Here is a 21234-nt window from a genome sequence, read left to right on the forward strand (position 1 = left end):
CGGTTCAGATGGTCTTTTAGTCTATTCAATTCGTTATTACCCTCACCAACTTATCCAAAAACACCTCACACCTTACCAACTGATCGAGCGCGATGAATTCATCAGGCTTATGCGCCTGTTCGATATTGCCGGGGCCGCAGACGACGGTGGGGATGTCGCCCAGTTCGGCGAAAATGCCTGCTTCGGTGCCGAAGCTGACTTTGCCGGTGGTGTTGGCACCCGTCAGTTCCATGACAAGGCGGGTGACGTCGTCGTCATCGCCGGTGGCAAGGCCTGCCACATCGGCGACGGTTTCAATTTCGATGCCGACCTCGGGGTAGGTTTGGCGCATTTCCGGGATCAGGGTGTTGTCGAGATAGTCCTGAATGGTTTTGCGAATTTCAGCGCGATCATGCAGGGGCAGGTTGCGATATTCAAAATCGAACCAGCAATTTTGCGGAATGATATTAAGCTGGGTGCCGCCCTGGATCAGCCCGGTATGAACCGTGGTGTGGTTGGGCACAAAATCGTTATCGTGCGGGCCTTCGTCACGGAATTTTGCGCCGAGTTTTTTTAGAAACACAATCAGTTCGGCGGCAAATTCAACCGCGTTAACCCCTTCGCCCGGAAGCGATGAATGGCCCGAACGCCCGGTCACATGGGCGCGGCCGGAAAACTTGCCTTTATGCTGGGTAATTACCTGCATGCTGGTCGGCTCGCCAACAATGCACATGGCCGGTTTGCAATTCAGATCATTGATCATTTCCACCAGGCGCGGTGCGCCGATGCAGCCCACTTCCTCGTCATAGGTAAAGGCGATGTGGATCGGCACGCGCAGATTGGCACTGGCGAAAAGTTCTGCCTTGCCCATCAGGCAGGCAAGAAAACCCTTCATGTCGCAAGAACCGCGACCATAAAGTTTGTCGCCGCGAATTTCGGTGGTGAACGGGTCGCTTTGCCAGACCTGGCCTTCGACCGGCACCACATCGCTATGGCCCGAAAGGATCACCCCGGCGGGAATATCCGGCCCGATAGAGGCATAAAGGTTGGCTTTGCCGTGATCGTCGTCAAACACCGTATGGCAGCGATAGCCAAGACCTTTAAGGAAATCCTGCGCCTGATTAATCAGGTCGAGGTTGGAATCCATGCTGGTGGTTTTGTGGCTGATCAGTTTTTCCAGCCAGTCCAGGGTTTTTTCACTCGGGTGCGCGCTCATTCGACAAACTGTTCCTTTAGAATGCGTTCTTCAAGATTGTGTTCCGGGTCAAACAGCAGGCGGATTTTCATGCTGCGATCCTCGCGGATGATGACCTTGGAAACATCACGGACTTCGGTGTAATCGGCCACGGCGGAAACCGGGCGTTTTTCGGCATCAAGAATTTCAAAAACCACTTCGGCCCGTTCGGGCAATAACGCCCCGCGCCAGCGACGCGGCCGAAACGGGCTGATCGGGGTTAGTGCCATTAACCCGCTGCCCATCGGCAAAATCGGCCCGTGGGCGGAGAGGTTATAGGCGGTACTGCCCGCCGGGGTGCAAACCAATGCACCATCACAAACCAGTTCGGGCAGGCGTTCAACCCCGTCGATTTTAATGCGCAATTTGGCGGCCTGGCGGGTTTCACGCAGAAGCGAGACCTCGTTAATGGCCAGGGCGCACATGCTGCCGCCATCCTTGGTGTGGGCTTCCATTTGCAACGGGTGCAGTTCCACCGTCTGGGCTTCGGCAATGCGTTCGGGCAAATCGATTTCGCGAAATTCATTCATCAAAAAGCCGACCGTGCCGCGGTTCATGCCGTAAATTGGCACTTTGCGCCCCATATAGCGATGCAGGGTTTCAAGCATGAAGCCATCACCGCCAAGGGCCACAATCACCTCGGCGATATCGGGCGAAACATGGCCATAGCGATGCTTGAGCCGGTACATGGCATCCTGGGCGATTTTGGTTTCGGCGGCGACAAAGGCGATTGAATGAATATACATTTTTTATCCGTCGAGGCGGGGATGGCCGCGCGGGCCGTTACGATATGGTACGACACACGATATGGCGCCAAAAGGCACCCGGCGCAATCAGCCTGCAAATAGAGCCTTATTGACTTGGAATTGCAAGGGGCTGGCATTAAAACGGCGCGGTCGAGGGGGAAAGAAAGGTGATATATTTCACGCTGCTATCCTCAGGTATTCTTGACCTCGGGTCTAAAAGAGGTAACCCTTTGCATAGTATGGTCACATTACGGCGTATCAAAACGATATGAGCGACATTCGACACCTGACACCTTTGGTTCTTGGCGATGATAGCGAAAACGAGGATGGCTGGCGCCGTGATGGCAAGGGGGATGGCGAGCGCCGGTTACAATTGCGCACCCCGCGCGACCCCGGCGGGACGCGGCAAAAGCTGCTTGATGCCGGGTTTGCCGAAATTCGCCGTGCCGGGGTGGAAGGCGCATCGATTGCCAATATCATTGATTTGGCCGGGGTGACCAAGGGCGCGCTTTATCACCATTTTCGCAGTAAATCGCACCTGGCAAATGCCGTGATTGACGAATGCCTGCCCGCCTATATTGATGATACATGGCTGGACGCATTGGCGTTTGAACAGGATGTATTGCCCACGTTAATGGCGCAGGTGGACCGGCTTGGCACCCGTGATGCCCCGGAAATATTAAACCACGGTTGCCCGCTGGCCCGGTTGGCATCGGGGGCCGATGACATGGATGACGCCACGCGCAAACGCGTCGATAGCGTTTACCGATATTGGCGGCGGGGCTTGGCCGGGCATATCACCCGGTCGCAATTTGGCAAATATATCCGCACCGATATTCAGGCATCATCCGTGGCGGAATTTATTATGGCAACCCTGCATGGTTATCTTAGCCGCCCGCCGGTTTTACGCAGCAGCGATGTTCACGCCGCCTTTGCCGGTGAATATGCCCGCTATCTAAGCAGCTTGCGCCCCTGATTTTAACGCGAATAACGTTCTTATCTATCTTGCCCTGTGGTTGGGGTGGAGGTATCTTTCTGTGCAGGTTATGGGCAGGACATGGAGGGGCGCCATGTTGGGGAAAATCACGATATGTGCGGCGATGATGCTGGGTTTGGCACCGGCATTGGGGCCTGGCACCGCGCGTGCGGCAGACAGTGCCAGCTACCTTGATCAGGTTTTAAGCGATGCGTTAACCCGCGCGCTGGGCGACTTTGACACGCGCGTGGCGCTGGAAAAAGAAACCAGAGAAACCCGCCGGGCCGAGGGTGACAAGCTTGATGTGATCCGCAAAACCGAAATTGAGGCCCAATGGGCTGCATACGAAAAAGCCAAGGCCGAGAAAAAGCAGCAGATCAAACTGGCAGAAGAAAACGACGCCAAAATAAAGGCGGCAAAACGCGCCGCCGATATGGCCCGGATTGACGCCATTCGCAATTCGGGGGCATCAAACCAGCAAGCGCAGAACAACGCCATGATTATGGACGCCATTAACCGGGCGGCAAATAATGTTGCCCAGGCCGAAATACAGGGGCGTATTGCCTCGGAAAGTGCCTATGCCACGGTGAATGCCATAAATGCCGCCCGCCGTGCGCAGGCCGATGCCGAGGCCCGGCTTGCTGCCGCCCAAAATGCCGCTGCGGCCAGTGCGGCGCGCAATCAGGCAGAGCTTGCCCGCCAACAGGCCGAGGCCGCCCGGCTTGCCGCCGTTCGGGCCTCTGCCCAGGCCGCGGCAAGGCAGGCCGCAACAGCACAATCAACCGCATCTTCAACAACAATCATGGCCGGTGTGGTGGCGGGCGGGGCAAATTCTGCCTTGGGCAGCAGTGGTTCGCAAAATACCAACATTGCCTTTGGCGGTGGGACGGCGATGTCGCCCCTGGCCCCGGCGCGTGGCGCGGCGGGAACGGCGGGCAATGGCAATGTCGCTGGGTCATCGGGCGGGCAGGGGCCGGTTTCGGCCGCCTTGCGCGACCCGGTTACGCGCATGGAAACGGTTGCCTATTGTTATTCAAAGCAAAATACATCACCCGCCTTTGGCGATGAACAATGGTTTTGTGACGGGCCGGTGCAAAGAACCGAGATTAAAAATACCCTGTCGCAGGCGCTGGAATATGTCGGCTGTGCGGCGGCTGATATTGATCACCGCCGGGAGCCCTATCAGCAGGGATTTATCCTGTTTTGTGAAGACGCGATCCTGCCCTATGACCGCGATATCGCGCAAATGATGACTTTGCCGTCCTATCTTCTGGTCCGGCGCACCACCTATCAATGCCGCGATGTTGCCCGCCAGTGCGATGCCTCGAACGCGATCAGTGTGGTTGCCGGGCATGGGTGATCGTATGAAAACAGGGTTGTTTGAATCCCGCGCCGGGTTCGCCTTGGCCGGTTGTGTGATGGCGTTGCTGTTGGCGGTGATGCCCGTGCAGCAGGCCAGATCGGCCGGGGTGAGCAACGACTTTCGCCAGTTGGCAACGGCGCTGGGCGATGCGGTTATCCGGGCCGATGATGGCGACATACTGGAATATGTGGCGCGGTTGCGGGCCTTGAACGTGCCCCTGGGCATTGAAATCAGCTTTGCCGAAGGCCAGGCCCTGATGCGCATGCACCGCAACGATGCCGCCATTGCCAGCCTTGGCAAATATGTTGCAGGCAATGGTGCGTTAAAAAAGCGGGCGCAGGCGATGCTTGACGAATTGCAAGCCCGCAAAACCCTGCTGGGGCAAAGCTGGCGACGTGAGGAACCGGCAGGTCCCATCCGGCTAACCTACCCCGATGGCAGCTATATTGCCGCAACCACGACCAGTGCTGATTTGGGATATTATAACGCTATTAGCAGCTTTGTGGATGCCAAAGGTGTGGTGCAATGGCGCAGTGTTCTGGGCGGGGCTGCCGGTGCATTTTTTAAGGCCGGGGCGTTGTTAGGCGATGGCCAGTTTGTGATGGCGGGAAGCCGTTACGGGCCGGTTCCGGTGGAAAGAAATGTGCCCGCGACGGCAACCTTTGTGCGCTATGACACATTGGGTCGGGTGGTTTGGCAGCGAAATATTGCGTCAAATAACGGCAATTCATATGGCAGCGATGTTTTGGCCGACGGCAAAGGCGGAATGATTATTTCCTACATCCTGATTGGCGGGCAGGACCATGTTGAAGGGCTGGACCGGGATGGCAAAACGCGCTGGCATTATGTGGCAACCGACAAAAAAGGGTTTGGCGACACGCTGGCCGCCATGGTGCGCGATGATGCCGGGAATATCTATTTGCACTACGAGGGGGTAAACCCGTCGCTGCGCATTTTAAGCCCGAAGGGCAAGATGTTGCGCGAGGTAAAGCCGCAGGTGCCCGCAACGGCATTTGGCAAGGATTTCTGGAAGAACAGCCGTAATCTTCATCGGGCAACAAACGCCGCCATCTCGCCCGACGGACGCTATATTTATTTATATGGCAGCGGTCGTCTGGATAATTCGACCCTGATACATGGCAGCCTGTATGCGATGGACACAAAAACAGGGGCGGTGCCGTGGGTTGTTGATCTGGGGGCGATGGTTGATTATCAGGCTGGCCAGTTTGCCATCGCCGCCGATAACAAGGGCGTTGTCGTGACCGGGGTTGTGGTGCCCGAAACCGGCCCGCAAAAAGGCAAAAGCTTTTTCACCCTCACCCGGTATGGCGTGGCAGCGGGCGGCAAAATGTGGGAGCGCCGCGAGGAAGTTGCCAGCAAGTTGCGCGCGCAACTGGCCACTGTTTCCCTGTTGCCTGCGGGCATTATGGCCGGGGTGATGGTGGGGCGTAAATTTGAAACCGTGTTTTTGGCGCATACGGAATTTGATGCCATTGAAGCCGATCCGGCGCGTGATGTGCCGGTTGTTGCCTTTTTGCCATTTACGCAAAATTCAGAAGCCCGGCAAGCCTTGCTGACGGGGCAGGCGCAGGACCGGTTAAAAACAGCACAGACCAATCTGGCCCGGTGTCAGGCGGGGTTGATTTCGCTCAATCGGGTTGGCGTTATTCGCGATGTGCGGGCCGATTGGGGATTTGTGATTGTTGACCTTGATGCGGCAACACCCCCGCAAGGCGAGATGCTGGTCAGTCTGGCGGGCGGCAAGCTGGTTAAGCTGAAACCGGGCAAAAAGCCCGACCCCAAAGCCATATCCGCCATTCCCGAAGGTAACAGTTTTGACCAGTTAAGCCCGGGCATGGCCGTTGTGGTGTCAGGCGATGTGCCCGCCTCGCGCTGCCCGGCGGAACTTGCAGTACTGACAGCGGCGCAGCAGGAAGTGAACGGTTTGACCGGTGCCAAATTGAAATAGCGGGGCAAGATCCGCGTCATCATTTTAAGGGAACAGCATGAAACAGCGATTTTTGGTGGTGGGCTGTGTGGCGGCTCTGGCCTTGGCCGGGTGCGAATTTAAAGACGCGATGGTTGATCGCACCGCTGTTGAATTTATGCCCGTCGACGTTGCGCTGACATTTCTCAATAACAATGCCCGTCCATGGACCCAGGGGTATGATCCTTGTGTTCTAACCGAAAACGGCGTGGTGATTGACGGCGATTTATATCCCTATGCCCAAATGCGCCTGATCATTGAGCGCAACACATTGGGCGATTTTTATGATTTGCGGGTGATTGAAAACACCCTGATCATTCCTGATGTTTGCTCTTATTACAAAGGGCAGGACGACACCGGATTGACCGAAAACGAAATTCGCAAAGTCGACCGGATTGGAACCGCCTTTGCCGCCCTTGGTGTGGACGTGCCCGGCGCTGGGCGCTAAAAGCAGGGTCGATCCCGTTGGAAATGTAATCGCCTAAAATAAACACTATAATTTGTGTTAATTAAAAATATTTGACTAATATATAGTGGAGAATGTATAAGACCTACAAACAGAAATTAATTTTGGAGGTCGCTCACCATGCGTTCTTACATTTTAGCAGGTCTTGCCGCCATTTCCCTGATGGTTGGCGCAACCGCTGCCCAGGCTGAACGCCTGACCGAAAAGCCGCTGGTCGATACATCCTGGCTGGCCGATAATCTTGATAACCCGTCGCTGGTTGTGGTCGACATCCGGTCGCCGGGCAAAGCGGGCAATCCTTATTCTGCCGGTCATATTCCCGGTGCGGTCGATGCGCCTTATGGCAAATTTGGCTGGCGCTCGAAGGTTGGCGATGTGGTTGGCATGTTGCCGCCGGTTGATGTGATTGCAAAACGGGTTGGCAGCCTGGGCATTGATAACGACAAGCAGGTCGTGATTGTGCCAGCAGGCGAAAATTCCAGCGATTTTGGGGCCGCCACCCGTGTTTACTGGACCTTCAAGGTTCTGGGCCACGATGCAGTTACCATTCTTGATGGTGGCCAGCGGGCCTGGATTGCCGCAAAGGGCGATGTTTCGACCGATGCCGTTGCCCCGCAACAGGTGGCCTTTACCGCGCATTACCGCCCGGAACTGGTCGCCAGTGCCGATGATGTTGCTGCGGCCAAATCACAGGGTGTTGCCCTGATCGATGCCCGCCCCGAGGCCCAGTTTGAAGGCAAAAGCAAAAGCCCGGTTGTTGCACGTTTTGGTGCCATTCCCGGTGCGGTTAATATTTCGCAGTCGAAATTCTATGACGACAAGCGGGGTAAATTTGTTGCCGCTGACGTAATTGAACAACTGGCAGGTAAAGCGGGTGTTTCCGAAAACAGCAAGGAAATCACCTATTGCAATACCGGCCACTGGGCATCGGTGGCATGGTTTGGCCTGTCGGAAGTGGCGGGTAACAAAAACACCAAAATGTATGATGGCTCGATGACCGAATGGGCCGCCGATCCGTCGCGCGACGTGGTAAAAACCCAATAATATCGGCGTTTTTGCGATCATTTATATGCTGGCACGATAGGCGATGAACCCTGCACGGGCAGGGGCGTGAAACATCGCTCTTATATAGTATGCCAAAACATATCGGTGATGCGCGCAATGATATCCGGCGGTGCCGGGACGGAATTTCAAGGGGCGGCTTGATGATATCTTCAAGTGGCCCCTTATCCGTTCGATGCATAGCGGTATTAGACAGAATTTAAAACATTCAGGATCAATCATGGCTGACACCAGTGGGGCTGCGGCCCGCGCCCAGGGCGCGCCCATGCCCCGATTTACCTTTGATCGTGGACCGGCGGCCATTTGCGCCGTTATCTTTATCGCGGTCGCCCTTGTTATTGCCCAGGCCGTTAACCTGCATCAGATGGTGGTTTATCTGATTGGCGGGGTTTTGGGGCTTGCCCTTTATCATGCGTCATTCGGCTTTACCGGTGGCTGGCGCCGCATGGCGGTGGAACGTCGCGGGCGCGGCATGCGCGCACAATTGCTTATGATCGCGGTTGCCGCCATTGCCTTTATTCCCCTGCTTGCCGTGGGCGCGCCTTTGGGCAGCCCGATTGTGGGGGCTTTGGCCCCTGTCGGGGTGTCGGTGCTTGTCGGTGCGCTGATGTTTGGCTTTGGCATGCAGCTTGGCGGCGGCTGTGGTTCCGGCACATTGTTTACGGCGGGCGGTGGCTCGGCCCGGATGCTGGTGACCTTGGCCTTTTTCGTTCTCGGTGCGCTTGTCGGTACGGCCCATTTGCCGATGTGGCTCACGCTGCCGGCCATTCCCCCGGTCGGGCTGGGGGCGGTTTTTGGTCCCGCAGGCGGGGTGATTGTGACCCTTATCGCCCTTGCGCTGGTGGCATTGGTGACGGTGGTGATTGAACGTCGCGCCCATGGTGCGCTTGAAGCCATTTCTGCTCCAACCCGCACCGGCTGGCCGCGCTTTTTTCACGGGCCCTGGCCGTTGGTGGGCACCGGTATTTTGCTCGCCGGTATGAATGTGGTGACGTTGCTGGTTACCGGCCATCCATGGTCAATCACGTTCGGGTTCGGGGTCTGGGGGGCTAAAATTGCCCAGGCCTTTGGTGTCGGCGTTGAAAACTGGGCGTTCTGGAACTGGCCCGGCCCGGCGCGGGCGCTGCATAATTCAGTATTGGCCGATGATACGTCGGTGATGAATTTCGGCATCCTGATCGGGGCGGCACTGGCGGCGGCCCTTGCCGGTAAATTTGCCCCGCGGGTGCGCGTGCCAATAGCGTCGCTTATCGCGGCGGCAATTGGCGGCATTTTGATGGGGTATGGCGCGCGGCTCGCCTTTGGCTGCAACATTGGCGCGCTGTTTAGCGGCATTGCATCGGGCAGCCTGCATGGCTGGCTGTGGTTTGCTGCGGCTTTTACCGGCAGCTTGCTTGGCATTGCCGCCCGTCCGATTTTTGGCCTCGATGGATTTAAAAAGAAATGACCGATCGTAATTATCTGCTCTATGGCGCGGTTTTTCTGGCCGCCAGCGGTGCCATTGCCGCCGACCATTTTAACCACGCCAATGCCAACCCGCCCGCCATTGCCAATCCGGCTCCATCTGCCGGGGCGGGAAATGGTAATCCGTGTGCGGCGGCAAACTCCGGTTCCAACCCCTGTGCCGCAGCAAGCCCCTGCATGGCCAATCCTTGCGGGGCGGCTGGAAGCAACGGCAACCCTTGCGCCGGATATAATCCGTGCGGTGCGGAAAACCCGTGTGCTGCCGCAAATCCATGTGGCGCGTATAATCCCTGCGCTGCGGCAAGCCCGTGTGCGGTAAGTAACCCGTGCGGGGCGTTTAACCCGTGTGCAGCAGGCAACCCCTGCGCGCCGGCAATGAGCAATCCCTGTGCTGCCGAAAATCCCTGTGCTGCGGCTAATCCTTGTGGGGCTTACAATCCGTGCGGTGCCGCTGGTCAGTGACGGCATGGTAACTGATTGTAAATAAATATCTTCCAATCTGTGCTAAGGGGCGGTTTAGACGCTTTTCTGAGCGCATTGGGGGATGTTATGGCGGGCCGTAAGTGGATCGAATCGGAATTATTGGTGGCTCTGAAAGTATATTTTGAGCTTGAATTTGGTCAATTCCACCAATATCAGCCCCGTATTATCGAGATTTCCAAGCTGTTGGATAGAACGCCAAGTTCGTTGGCGATGAAGCTATGCAACTTCGCCAGCCTTGATCCCGCGATGAATGGTAAGGGACTGAAGGGGGCAAGTAACGCCGATCGCGAAATTATGAGCGCGTTTGTCGCCGATCCGGAAGGCATTGTTGCGAAAGTGGAAGATGCTTTCACAAAGCTGGTTTTAAGCGACCAGTATGCTAGCGAAAACACGAGGGATACGCCCCCATCTCATCAGCTTGATGAGGGGGCGATGTCTTTTTCGGGGCTCCCACCAAAGGTCACGGAAAGTGTTTCGTTGCGAAAGAATCGCGTTGGTCAGTCTTTTTTCCGAACTGCTGTGTTGTCAGGCTATCGTCACCAGTGCGGAGTCTGTGGCTTAAATATGCCAGAGCTGTTGGTTGCATCGCATATTGTACCATGGAAAGTCGATCCGCATTTACGTCTGCGGCCAGATAACGGCATTGCTTTATGTTCGATCCATGATAAGGCTTTTGACCTAGGGTTTTGGACCTTGGACAGCCAATTACACATCAAGCTGAGCCAAAGCCTAAAGAACGCCGAATCTGATATCCTCATGAGTTATTTCGGTAAATTTGGTGGCGGTGCTCTGAATTTGCCATATCGATTTACACCCAATGGTGAGTGTGTAAATTGGCACCGCGAAAATGTTTTTTTAGATGGGAAACCCTAAGTTCTGCTTTGTTTTGTTAAAAACATCGGGTCCAAGATGAAATAACCCGTTTGACAATCAGAAAGAACTCTGCGTATCTTGCCCAAGTCATTTGATTGCTCCAGTAGCGTAGAAGGAACGTTAACCTGTTCCAGCCTGTTGAGCGATTACGGAAGAACAGCATAGAACTGCCCTGCTACGCGGGTGATTCCAAAGAGATGCAAGGCGCAGACCTGTACGTTAAACATATCAAGGGCCGACCCCCTTTGTCTGCTGCCGCAAACCTAAGAGAACTATTTATTTGACCCAGTTTTCGGATCTCGGCCTGGCCGAGCCCGTACTTCGAGCCTTAACGCACGAAGGTTACGTTACGCCGACGCCCATCCAGGCACAGGCCATTCCTTCCCTACTGGAAGGCAAAGATCTTCTGGGTATTGCCCAGACCGGCACCGGCAAAACCGCTGCTTTTGCGCTGCCGATTTTGGACCGTCTTTCCAAATCAGAAAAACGGACCTCACCCCGGCATTGCCGTGTATTGGTGCTGGCACCGACACGTGAGCTGGCCGCGCAAATCGGCGAAAGCTTCCGTGCCTATGGTCGTTTTACCAAAATCACAGTTGCTGTTGTTGTGGGCGGGGTTTCCCCCGGACCACAGATCAAGGCTATTACGCCAGGTGTCGACATTCTTGTCGCAACGCCGGGTCGTTTGCTTGATCACGTCGACAGCGGCAAGCTGAAACTTGACCAGGTTGAAGTCGTCGTTCTCGACGAGGCCGACCACATGCTGGATCTCGGCTTTCTGCCGCCGATCCGCCGTGTCGTCAAGATGCTGCCAAAATCCCGTCAGAACCTGTTTTTCTCGGCAACCATGCCGACCCAGATCGGTCAGCTTGCCGGCGATATGCTGCGCAACCCGATCAAGGTTTCGGTGACGCCGGTTGCAACAACCGCCGAACGTGTGGATCAGTCGGTTTATCTGATTGAAGCATCCCGCAAGCGGGCCTTGCTGGCCGAGTTGCTTGATAATCCTGATTTTGGCCGTACGCTGGTTTTCACCCGCACCAAACGCGGTGCGGACCGGGTGGCGCGCCATCTCGAATCGTGCAAAATCAGTGCGTCTGCCATTCATGGTAATAAAAGCCAGAACCAGCGCGAACGTGCCCTTGCCGCCTTTAAAGACGGTCAGGTTCAGGTTCTGGTTGCCACCGACATTGCCGCTCGCGGCATTGATGTCGATGGTGTGACCCACGTGGTCAATTTCGAACTTCCCAACGTTCCTGAAAGCTACGTTCATCGTATCGGTCGTACCGCTCGTGCGGGTGCTGCCGGTCATGCGATTGCGTTTTGTGCGGATGATGAACGGGGTCTTTTGCGCGATATTGAGCGCACAACCCGCCAGACCATTCCGTCGATTGATCGTCGTGATGCCAAGGCTGCTGCACAGCAGGATGCGGAAACCGCAGCCAACCGTGCAGAGCAGGGCCCGCGTCGTTCCAGTCGCGGTGCTGCTGGTAACGGCAATGGCGGTCGTCACAATAATGGTGGCAGTGCCAATGGTCGTCGTGCCGACGGTGCGCGTTCCGAAGGGGGCCGTAATGGCGGCCCCAATCGTTCGGAAGGCCAGGCAGCAAAGCCGGCGCAAGGGCGTTACAAAGGTGGTCGTAAACCGGCAGCCGATGCCCAGGGCCGTGAAAATTCAAACGACACTTCAAATGTTGCCAATGACGGTGCTGCAGCGCAGCCGGTGAAAACCGGGTTTGTCGCACGCAACAGCCGTGATGGTGCTCCGGCCCGTTCGGGTCGTGGTGGCAACGGGGGTGCCGTGCGCGGAAACGCGCCGCGCGATACACGAAATGACCGTGACGGTGGCAGTGATGCCGGCCAGAACCGTATCGCATCGAGCGTTGCGTTTTTGGGCAAAACGTCTTCGGGAAAATCTGGTGCGACTGCTGAAGCAGGCCGCCCCAATAGAAATTCACGAAATTCCGGTCCGGCAAGGGGAGCACAAAATGCTTCCGAACGTGGCCGGTCGAAAACAGGGAATCGCCCGCGTCATTCTGTCGCGTAAGCTGATTTCCAAAAAGATGGACAGGATCCACACGGGGTTCTGTCTGAGCCAACTATACTCATAGGAGAGATTAAAATGGCAACTGGTACCGTAAAATGGTTTAACGCAACCAAAGGCTTTGGTTTCATTCAGCCGGACGAAGGCGGAAATGACGTTTTCTTGCACATCAGTGCAGTTGAACGCGCTGGCCTGCGTCACCCGCAGGAAGGCGACAAGATCAATTACGAACTGCGCACCGACTCACGTTCGGGCCGCGTTTCGGCTGACGATCTGACCGCTTCCTAATTCGGCTTGTCGCTTTTCGAGGCGACGCTGATTTGCAATCCCCGCCCGGGAAACCGGGCGGGGATTGTTTTGTTTATGGGCGATGTGCTTTTGCCGGGCAGCAATGGTTTGCGCCTGTCGCATCGCTGTTCAACTATCCGCCTGGCGGTTCTGTCTGTATTGTCTGTGGCTGTATTGGCAGAGATACAGCCCTATGGGCGTAAAAAAGCAACATTGGCGCGGGTTGCCGCACTTAATACATGAAAATGCATCGCATCGCGGGCGCGTGACGGGTTGCGTTCGCGCACAAACCGCAAAACCTGTTCGTGTTCCTGCAAGGGGGCCTGAATGGCGGCGGCATTGGCAAAGGGCAGCATCTGGTTTTCATGAATGCTTTGCGCCGTCGGATGCATGGCCTTGGCAAATAACGGGTTATCGGCGGCTTGCAGCAGGATATTGTGAAATGCCGTATCGGCCTTTCCGGCCTGAAACAAATTATCATCGACAAATGCCTGGCGCATTTTTTCGATGCTGTCTTTCAGGGTCGACAGGTGGGCATTGGTGCGCGCCTGTGCCGCCAGCCCGGCTACATAAGGTTCAATCGCCAGCCTGAACTGGTAAACCTGTGCCGCATGCCGGGCAGAGCGGGCATCGCGCGGCGTGCCATCTTGCGGGTCGGTAATAAAAACGCCTTTTCCGGCCTGAACGCGAATTTGGCCAAATGCTTCCAGTGTTGCCAGGGCTTCGCGCAGGCTGGCACGGCTAATGCCAAGATCGCGTGCAAGGATGCGTTGGGACGGAAGCGAGTCCCCTGTTTGTAATGCCCTGTTTTTGATCAGATTTCGGATATCCCGGGCGGCGCGTTCGGGCGCGCTTTCGTTTTGTGTCATTGAGTCTCCCTTAACTGGTCAGACCAGTTGTATGGTAATACGTCCTTTCAATTTCGTTATATTTCAACAGATTTAGCCAGATTTAAAGTTGTATTTTGCTGCGGCGCAAAAAATAACATGGACAATAGAGTAAAAAATATGCACAAATTTATAATGATCAAAAATTAAACTTTCACAAATATAACAGCGGAGAGGCAGATGAAAAACTTCCTGAAGATAACGATTGCGGCGATGGCAATGATGGCCGCCCCCCTTGCCGGGGCATCGGCGGCGGGTACCCTTGATGCCATCAAGGAAGCTGGCGTTATCAAAATTGCCATCCCGCAGGATTTTCCGCCGTTTGGCACTGTTGGCACCGATATGCAGCCGCAGGGCTATGACATTGACATGGCCAAGCTGATTGCCAGTGATCTGGGGGTGAAGCTGGAAATGGTGCCGGTCACCACCAATAACCGCATTCCATACCTGACGACTGGCAAGGTTGACCTGGTAATTTCCACACTGGGCAAAAACCCGGACCGCGAAAAGGTGATCGACTTCACCGATCCCTATGCGCCGTTTTTTAACGGTGTTTTTGGCCCGGCCGATATTGCCATTAAAGGCCCGGCAGATTTGAGCGGCCATACCCTTGGCGTCACGCGCGCCACCATCGAAGACATGGAACTGGCAAAAATTGCCCCGGATGATGTTGATATCAAACGTTATGAAGATAACAACGCCACCATCTCCGCGTTTCTTTCCGGTCAGGTGGAACTGGTTGCCACGGGCAACGTCACGGCGGCTGCCATTATCAAACGTAACCCGCCGCGCAAGCCGGAGCCGAAATTCCTGATCAAAAATTCACCCTGCTATGTCGGGCTGAACAAGGAAGAACCGGAACTGAAAGCCAAGGTAAACGAAATTATTGCCGCCTCGCTCAAAGACGGTCGCTTGAATGATATTTCGGTAAAATGGCTGGGCAACCCGCTGCCGGAAAAGTTCTGATCTGACTCCGATAACCAGGTGACGGCTTTTTAATGGCTTATCAATTTGATTTTGGCGCAATTCTTCCGCACTGGAAACTGCTGCTTGACGGGGTTGTGCTAACCACTGAACTGGCTGCCATTGGGGCCGTTGCCGGGGTTGGGCTGGGCATATTGGGGGCGTGGGCACGAAGCGCACGCACCCCTGTTATCAGCCAGATTGTCGGTATTTATGTTGAACTGATCCGCAATACACCGTTTCTGGTGCAATTGTTTTTCATCTTTTTCGGCTTGCCTGCCGTGGGGATAAAGCTGTCGGAATTTCAGGCAGCATCGCTTGCCATGATCATTAATCTGGGGGCCTATTCGACCGAAATTGTTCGGGCGGGCATTCAGGCCATTCCCCAGGGCCAGATCGAAGCCGCCCAAAGCCTGGCCATGAACCGGGTACAGGTTTTTCGCTATATCATCATTCGTCCGGCCTTGAAAAAAATCTGGCCTGCATTGTCCAGCCAGGTGGTGATTGTGATGCTGGGCTCGTCGGTTTGTTCGCAAATTGCGGCCGAAGAACTGACCTTTGCCGCCAATTACATTCAGGGCATGAATTTCCGCGCGTTCGAGGTTTATTTCGTCACGACCGGGATGTATCTGGTGATGTCGATTGTGCTGCGCCAGATTCTGAAAATCTTTGGTAATTTTTTGTTTGAACGGCGGCACCATGCCTGAATTTACCCTGTGGGATATTGTTTATAACCTGCTGCTTGCCGCCCGCTGGACGGTTTTGCTCTCGCTGGTGGCGTTTGTTGTCGGCGGTGTTGTTGCACTGTTGCTGTTGCTGGTGCGCACGGCGGGAAGCCGGTGGGCGTCGCGGCTGGTGCGCGGATATGTCGAGCTGTTCCAGGGCACCCCGCTTTTGATGCAGTTATTTATTCTGTTTTTCGGTTTGCCCCTGATCGGCATCGATGTATCGCCGTGGATCGCCGCCATGCTGGGCCTAACCCTGTTTACCAGTGCGTTTTTAACCGAAATTTGGCGCGGCTGTGTTGAATCGGTAAATAAAGGCCAATGGGAAGCATCGGCGACACTGGGCATGAATTTTACCCAGCAAATGCGCTATATCATCCTGCCGCAAGCCTTGCGCATCGGCATTGCCCCCACGGTCGGGTTTTCGGTGCAGGTGGTCAAGGGTACGGCTGTTACCTCGATCATTGGCTTTGTTGAATTAACCAAAGCGGGCAGCATGATTAGCAACGCCACCTATGCCCCCTTTACCGTCTATGGCTGTGTCGCTGTGCTTTATTTTGTCATTTGTTATCCGCTGTCGCTATATGCCCGCCGCCTGGAAGGAAAACTTCATAATGTCTCTCGTTGAGCTTCATGCCATTCACAAAAGTTTTGGCGCGGTGCAAGTCCTTAAGGGCATTGACCTTAAAATTGACGAAGGGCAGGTTATCGCGCTGATCGGGCGCAGTGGCTCGGGCAAAAGTACGCTTTTGCGCACCATCAACGGCCTTGAAACCATCGATGACGGTACCATCATGGTGGCGGGTAAAAAGGTGGGCGATCACGATACCGACCTTCTGGATTTGCGCCTGAATGTTGGCATGGTGTTTCAACAGTTCAATCTGTTTCCCCATTATACAGCCCTTGAAAACGTGATGCTGTCGCCGCAGGTGGTAAAAAAACAATCCAAATCCGAAGCCCGCGCCATTGCCGAAGAAATGCTGGTTAAAGTCGGCCTGGCCGACAAAATGACCCATTACCCCGACCAGCTTTCAGGCGGGCAGCAACAACGGGTTGCCATTGCCCGCGCCCTTGCCATGAAGCCGCGTGTGTTGCTGTGCGATGAAGTGACGTCCGCGCTGGACCCCGAACTGGTCAACGAAGTGCTGGCCGTTGTGCGCCAACTGGCCGAGGAAGGCATGACACTGGTGATGGTGACCCACGAAATGCGTTTTGCCCGCGAAGTGTGCGATACACTGGTCTTTATGCATCATGGCCGCATCCATGAAAAAGGTGCGCCCGAAGCGGTTTTCGCCAACCCCAAAACGCCGGAACTGGCAAATTTTGTTGGCGGGCTGGCCGGTTAGGCTGGTGTCACTTATGTGACAGTTTCAGGTTGTTCCTGTTTTAAGGTTTTCAGCTTTGGCGATAGTCCCTAAAACAGGCCTTCGGTTTTGAAGGTTTATGGGGGAACAACCGCGATGCACAAACAGGCCAGCGGCGTGCAAACATCGGGTTCGCGTCCCCCGTTAACCGGCATCATGGCTTTTCTCGATCGCTTTTCGTTTCTGGTGCTGGGTGTGGTGCTGGTGGGGGCGTTTGCGTCTTCAACCTCGGCACCGCTGGGCGGTTTGTTTGTGGTCGATGGTCTGGGCGAGGCCCCGTGGAAAATCAGTGTCGCCGCCATCGTCAAGGTGGTGGTAACGCTGCTTACCAACCGCTATTACGGCCATGCGATTGACCGGGGTGTGCCGGTGCGGCGGTTGTTGCTGATCAGCATTAGCTGTTTTACCGTTGGCATGATGATTATCGGTACATTTCAGGTGTACTGGGTTTATGCCGGTGTCGCCTCGGTGCTGATCGGGGTGGGGTCGGGCGCGTTATCGGTGGTGTATTCGTTCGGGCGTTTGTTTGCCGAACAAACCGGGCGCGATGTTAAGAAGTTCAATTCCTACCTGCGCATGCAAACATCGCTTGGCTGGATGGTCGGCCCCGCCATATCGCTGTCGGTTTACGGCGCATTTGGCTTTACGGCGATTTACTTTGCCATTGCGGCATTAGGCGCTGTGTGGTTGCTGTTTTGTTTTTGCGTGGTGCCTGCGGCCTTTAAAACCCACCATCCCGGCAGTATCACGCCGGGGCAAAAGGTGCCGTTTAACCTTGGTTTGGTGTTGGCCTGCATTCCGGTTTATCTGATTTCGACCGGGCATGTGTTGTTTTTAACCGCCATGCCGCTTTATTTCACCGCCAGCCTTGGCCTGGCACCCGCCGCTGCCGGGTTCGAACTTACGGTGAAATGTTTTGTCGAGGTGATTGCAATTTACGCATCCGCCGGGGTTATCCAGCGGATGGGGGAACGCAAAGGCCTGATGGTTGCGGCAAGCTGTGCGGTTTTGTTTTTTGCTCTGGTCTATCACGCGCAAACCTTGCTGCATGTGCTGGCCCTGGGCGCGCTGGACGGGCTTTATTACGGGTTGTTTGCCGCCATTGGCATGACCTTTGTGCAAAACTTTGCCCGGCATCGGCCCGGCATGGCGACCAGTTATTATATCAGCACATTGTTTGTCGGCGGTCTTACCGGCAATCTTTTAATGGGGACCATCGCCAACTGGTATTCGTTTCATGCCACGGTTGCGGTGTCTGGTTTTATCGTCGCCATTGGGGGGCTGGTGTTGCTGGTGATCGGCGATGCACCCGCCGAAGACGCGACCCCGCAACAGGCATGATCCACTTGACTTTAGCGCATCTGACGCGATGATCAGTTTATGCTTGCTGCTGTGGGGAAAATGGAAAATGTCAATGACGTATCAGGTGATTTTTTAGGTGGCTTCCGCAAATTCTCGACGCTATACGGTGTCTACTTTTTAGCCGATGCAGGCGTTTTGACTGGTGGCAAATTTGGTCGAATTTTGAATTGCAAGATGCTTCATCTTTGCCTGCTACCCTTAGATTGACAGGCGTGTTTCGGTAATCGATACCGCTGAGGAATAGAAAAATTAGGTTATTCAACAAATGAAAAACTCAGATCGACCGATTGCAATTGATCTTTTTGCAGGGGCTGGAGGTATGAGTCTTGGTTTTGAACGTGCAGGCTTTGACGTTGTCGCAGCCATTGAAATTGACCCAATACATGCTGCTGCTCATAAGTTTAATTTTCCGGAGTGTGCTGTAATACCGAAAAGTGTTGTAGGCTTGGCGGCCGATGATATTCGAATGGCTGCCGGTATTGGAAACTCCGAGGTGGACGTAGTTTTTGGAGGGGCCCCGTGTCAAGGTTTTTCCATGATTGGGCAACGAGCAATCGAAGATCCTAGAAACCAATTAGTTAAAGAGTTTGTCCGCCTTGTATGTGAGCTTAATGCAAAATCATTTGTTTTCGAAAATGTTAAAGGTCTTACTCTGGGAAAACATAGAAAGTTTCTTGAAGAGTTAATCATAGAATTTCAGAGAAATGGTTATGATGTTCAACGTCAATGGAAAGTTTTGAATGCGGTTAATTTTGGAGTGCCGCAGAGTAGAGAACGCCTTTTTTTGATGGGCGTGAGATCTGGGATGGTTGTGCCAGAATATCCGACGCCAACGCATTGTTCGCCAAAAGATAAGTTGCGACCGGGCCTGTGTTCACATGTATCTTGTAGTGAAGCTATTTCCGATTTACCTGATGCCGATCAGTTTTCTGAGCTTGAAAAGAGTGATCAAGTGGCAATTTACGATTGGGATCCAACCAATCTTTATGCCAAGTCTATGCGTTGCTTAACGGATGATGCTTGGGCTAATGGGTATTTGCGTAGATGGGAGGCTTGTGTTCTTACTTCTAGCATGAGAACTAGTCATTCAGATATTTCCAAACGTCGCTTCCGCGAAACAGAGGCTGGTACTGTAGAGCCCATTTCACGCTTTTTTAAGCTTCATCCAAATGGTGTTTCTAATACTCTTAGGGCAGGCACAGATGCTGCCAGAGGTGCATTTACAAGTCCAAGGCCAATTCACTATATTCATACGCGATGTGTTACGGTACGTGAGATGGCTCGTCTGCATAGTTTCCCCGACTGGTTTCGTTTCCATGGAACCAAATGGCATGGAGCAAGACAAATTGGCAATTCTGTGCCACCACTTTTGGCTGAAGCGGTCGCTGTAAAAATCATGTCAGCATTAGGGCTGGAGGCGTCGGGAGCGAAAAGAGTATTGTCTTTGGGTGACCCGAAATTGTTGAAATTTGACATGCGGGAAGCATCAAAGTTTTGGGGAGTTGCACCACCTATTAGTAAACGCAATAAAAAAAGTGGAATGCAAAAACGGAAGCAATATGAAGTTGAAGCCGATCGTCTTGTTGGGGCGTTGAAATAAATGGTCAAGTCTATTAATAGGTATAACTCGTTAATTAAAAAAGTTTTCTTCGACCGTTATGACGGAAGTTTGGAGCCTATTGTCTGGAAGCGGGAGGATTTAGTTTCGGCTGCAAATGAATTGTCTATCCCTTTGCCCAAAAACTTGGGAGATGTGATATATTCCATTCGCTACCGAAATCCTATGCCTGATAGTATTGTCGCAACGCAACCAGCGGGGCGAGAGTGGGTGATTTCAGGCTTGGGGCGTGCCCAGTATCAGTTTCGATTGGTTAGTAATACAAATATTTTGCCTCGTTCGGATTTGGTCTCAATAAAAATTCCCGATTCTACACCGGAAATAATTACGTCTAATGCTTTGGGCGATGAACAAGCTCTTTTAGCTAAAGTTAGATATAATCGATTAATTGATCTATTCGTCGGAGTCGTTGCGTATTCTTTGCAAAATCATCTTAGAACGACAGTTAATGATATTGGGCAAATAGAGATTGATGAAATTTATGTTGGAATTGACAAAAGAGGGCGGCAATTTATTTTGCCTGTTCAGGCGAAAGGTGGAGCGGACAGACTTGGGTTTATACAGACAGAGCAAGATATTCTTTGCTGCAAGGAAAAATTTCCAAATTTGATTTGCCGCTCAATTTCAGCGCAATTTATGCCTGGAAATGTGATCGCAATGTTTGAATTGACTATCGAGGGAGATGATTTAAAGATTGTAGAGGAGAAGCATTATAAGCTTGTGCCGTCATCTGATATTGCCCCACACGAATTGTTATCTTATGATATTAGATCATAAGATGTATCTTTTTTTGTTTAGTTGTTAAATGGTTAAGATTTTTGTTGATGCCGATGCTTGCCCGGTAAAGGCTGAATGCGAACGTGTTGCCGAACGCCATCGTATCGAAATGTTTCTGGTGTCGAACGGGGGTATTCGCCCATCGCGCAACCCGCTTATTCACAGCATTTTTGTCCCGCCAGAACCCGATGCCGCCGACGACTGGATTGCCGAAAATGCCGGTGTCAACGATGTGATTATCACAGCCGATATTCCGCTGGCATCGCGCGGGCTGGAAATTGGCGCGCATGTGTTAGGCCCCACCGGCAAAGCCTTTACTGAGGCCAATATTGCCAATGCGCTGGCCGGGCGTGAAATTGCCGCCCATATGCGCGAAGTCACTGGCGAGCAGGGCCGCAATGCCGGTTTTACGCAAAAGGATCGCTCGCGTTTTTCAAGTGCGCTGGAAGTTATGGTTCAGGCTGCATTGCGCGCCTGACACTTGGTTGTGTGCGATATGGATAAGGCCCGGAACATGGCGTCTCCGGGCCTTCATATTTGTGATCTAATACATAGCATAATTTCGGTGGTCAC

General features: G+C 53.8%; 22 protein-coding genes. 18 read left to right on the top strand and 4 right to left on the bottom strand.

From position 1 onward, the window contains the following. Positions 1-25: 25 nt before the first annotated feature. Positions 26-1195: an acetylornithine deacetylase gene (gene argE, locus TMES_RS07790; RefSeq protein WP_085581100.1), complete on the bottom strand. Its 1170-nt coding sequence runs from the start codon at positions 1193-1195 to the stop codon at positions 26-28. Further along, on the bottom strand, positions 1192-1959 hold the full coding sequence (locus TMES_RS07795; protein WP_085581102.1) for an NAD kinase: 768 nt from the start codon (positions 1957-1959) through the stop codon (positions 1192-1194). Before TMES_RS07795 ends, argE begins: the two co-directional genes overlap by 4 nt. A gap of 268 nt (positions 1960-2227) precedes the next feature. On the opposite strand from TMES_RS07795, the gene TMES_RS07800 reads away from it, so the two are divergent. From TMES_RS07800 to TMES_RS07825, 6 genes are all read left to right on the top strand, one after another. After that, positions 2228-2935 carry a TetR/AcrR family transcriptional regulator gene (locus TMES_RS07800; RefSeq protein WP_085581104.1) on the top strand — a complete coding sequence of 236 codons (708 nt, stop codon included), beginning with the start codon at positions 2228-2230 and terminating at the stop codon, positions 2933-2935. A gap of 94 nt (positions 2936-3029) precedes the next feature. Then, complete coding sequence (locus TMES_RS07805; protein WP_085581106.1) at positions 3030-4295, top strand: hypothetical protein; 1266 nt, start codon at positions 3030-3032, stop codon at positions 4293-4295. After that, positions 4288-6267: a hypothetical protein gene (locus TMES_RS07810; protein ID WP_085581108.1), complete on the top strand. Its 1980-nt coding sequence runs from the start codon at positions 4288-4290 to the stop codon at positions 6265-6267. The genes TMES_RS07805 and TMES_RS07810 overlap by 8 nt, the downstream gene beginning before the upstream one ends. A 37-nt stretch (positions 6268-6304) precedes the next feature. After that, a complete protein-coding gene (locus tag TMES_RS07815; protein ID WP_085581110.1) occupies positions 6305-6733 on the top strand; it encodes a hypothetical protein in 429 nt (142 codons plus the stop codon). A gap of 138 nt (positions 6734-6871) precedes the next feature. Continuing rightward, entirely contained in the window at positions 6872-7795 is a 924-nt protein-coding gene (locus TMES_RS07820; RefSeq protein WP_085581112.1) for a sulfurtransferase, read from the top strand. 238 nt (positions 7796-8033) lie between these two features. Continuing rightward, positions 8034-9260 (top strand): YeeE/YedE family protein, encoded by a 1227-nt coding sequence (locus TMES_RS07825; protein WP_085581114.1) that lies wholly within the window; start codon positions 8034-8036, stop codon positions 9258-9260. A gap of 19 nt (positions 9261-9279) precedes the next feature. Here the strand turns inward: TMES_RS07825 and TMES_RS22780 are convergent, their stop codons facing one another. Next, positions 9280-9456: a hypothetical protein gene (locus tag TMES_RS22780; protein WP_158091207.1), complete on the bottom strand. Its 177-nt coding sequence runs from the start codon at positions 9454-9456 to the stop codon at positions 9280-9282. 370 nt (positions 9457-9826) lie between these two features. Here TMES_RS22780 and TMES_RS07835 point away from each other — a divergent pair, with 370 nt between their 5' ends. From TMES_RS07835 to TMES_RS07845, 3 genes are all read left to right on the top strand, one after another. Beyond that, positions 9827-10633 (top strand): HNH endonuclease, encoded by an 807-nt coding sequence (locus tag TMES_RS07835; RefSeq protein ID WP_085581116.1) that lies wholly within the window; start codon positions 9827-9829, stop codon positions 10631-10633. Positions 10634-10913: 280 nt separating this feature from the next. Next, positions 10914-12680, top strand: a complete 1767-nt coding sequence (locus TMES_RS07840) for a DEAD/DEAH box helicase (protein ID WP_085581118.1) — start codon at positions 10914-10916, stop codon at positions 12678-12680. Between the two features lie 75 nt (positions 12681-12755). Continuing rightward, on the top strand, positions 12756-12965 hold the full coding sequence (locus TMES_RS07845) for a cold-shock protein (protein ID WP_085581120.1): 210 nt from the start codon (positions 12756-12758) through the stop codon (positions 12963-12965). A 191-nt stretch (positions 12966-13156) separates the two neighbouring features. On the opposite strand, the gene TMES_RS07850 is transcribed toward TMES_RS07845, so the two are convergent. Continuing rightward, on the bottom strand, positions 13157-13834 hold the full coding sequence (locus tag TMES_RS07850; RefSeq protein ID WP_085581122.1) for a FadR/GntR family transcriptional regulator: 678 nt from the start codon (positions 13832-13834) through the stop codon (positions 13157-13159). Positions 13835-14032: 198 nt separating this feature from the next. On the opposite strand from TMES_RS07850, the gene TMES_RS07855 reads away from it, so the two are divergent. The 9 genes from TMES_RS07855 to TMES_RS07890 all read left to right on the top strand — a co-directional run bounded on the left by TMES_RS07855 (position 14033) and on the right by TMES_RS07890 (position 21139). Further along, the gene (locus tag TMES_RS07855; protein WP_085581124.1) at positions 14033-14818 is read left to right on the top strand and encodes a transporter substrate-binding domain-containing protein; all 786 of its coding nucleotides are present in this window, start codon (positions 14033-14035) and stop codon (positions 14816-14818) included. A 32-nt stretch (positions 14819-14850) separates the two neighbouring features. Continuing rightward, on the top strand, positions 14851-15522 hold the full coding sequence (locus TMES_RS07860) for an amino acid ABC transporter permease (protein WP_085581126.1): 672 nt from the start codon (positions 14851-14853) through the stop codon (positions 15520-15522). Continuing rightward, positions 15515-16168 (top strand): amino acid ABC transporter permease, encoded by a 654-nt coding sequence (locus TMES_RS07865; protein WP_085581128.1) that lies wholly within the window; start codon positions 15515-15517, stop codon positions 16166-16168. The genes TMES_RS07860 and TMES_RS07865 overlap by 8 nt, the downstream gene beginning before the upstream one ends. After that, entirely contained in the window at positions 16155-16886 is a 732-nt protein-coding gene (locus TMES_RS07870) for an amino acid ABC transporter ATP-binding protein (protein ID WP_085581130.1), read from the top strand. The genes TMES_RS07865 and TMES_RS07870 overlap by 14 nt, the downstream gene beginning before the upstream one ends. 114 nt (positions 16887-17000) lie before the next feature. Beyond that, on the top strand, positions 17001-18245 hold the full coding sequence (locus tag TMES_RS07875) for an MFS transporter (protein ID WP_085581274.1): 1245 nt from the start codon (positions 17001-17003) through the stop codon (positions 18243-18245). Between the two features lie 39 nt (positions 18246-18284). Further along, positions 18285-18473: a hypothetical protein gene (locus tag TMES_RS22600; RefSeq protein WP_143589567.1), complete on the top strand. Its 189-nt coding sequence runs from the start codon at positions 18285-18287 to the stop codon at positions 18471-18473. Positions 18474-18531: 58 nt separating this feature from the next. Next, entirely contained in the window at positions 18532-19866 is a 1335-nt protein-coding gene (locus tag TMES_RS07880) for a DNA cytosine methyltransferase (protein ID WP_085581132.1), read from the top strand. Next, positions 19867-20661 (top strand): endonuclease, encoded by a 795-nt coding sequence (locus TMES_RS07885; protein WP_085581134.1) that lies wholly within the window; start codon positions 19867-19869, stop codon positions 20659-20661. A 28-nt stretch (positions 20662-20689) separates the two neighbouring features. Beyond that, positions 20690-21139, top strand: a complete 450-nt coding sequence (locus tag TMES_RS07890; RefSeq protein WP_085581136.1) for a YaiI/YqxD family protein — start codon at positions 20690-20692, stop codon at positions 21137-21139. Positions 21140-21234: the final 95 nt, after the last annotated feature.

It is taken from the genome of Thalassospira mesophila (assembly GCF_002115755.1).
Lineage (GTDB): Bacteria > Pseudomonadota > Alphaproteobacteria > Rhodospirillales > Thalassospiraceae > Thalassospira > Thalassospira mesophila.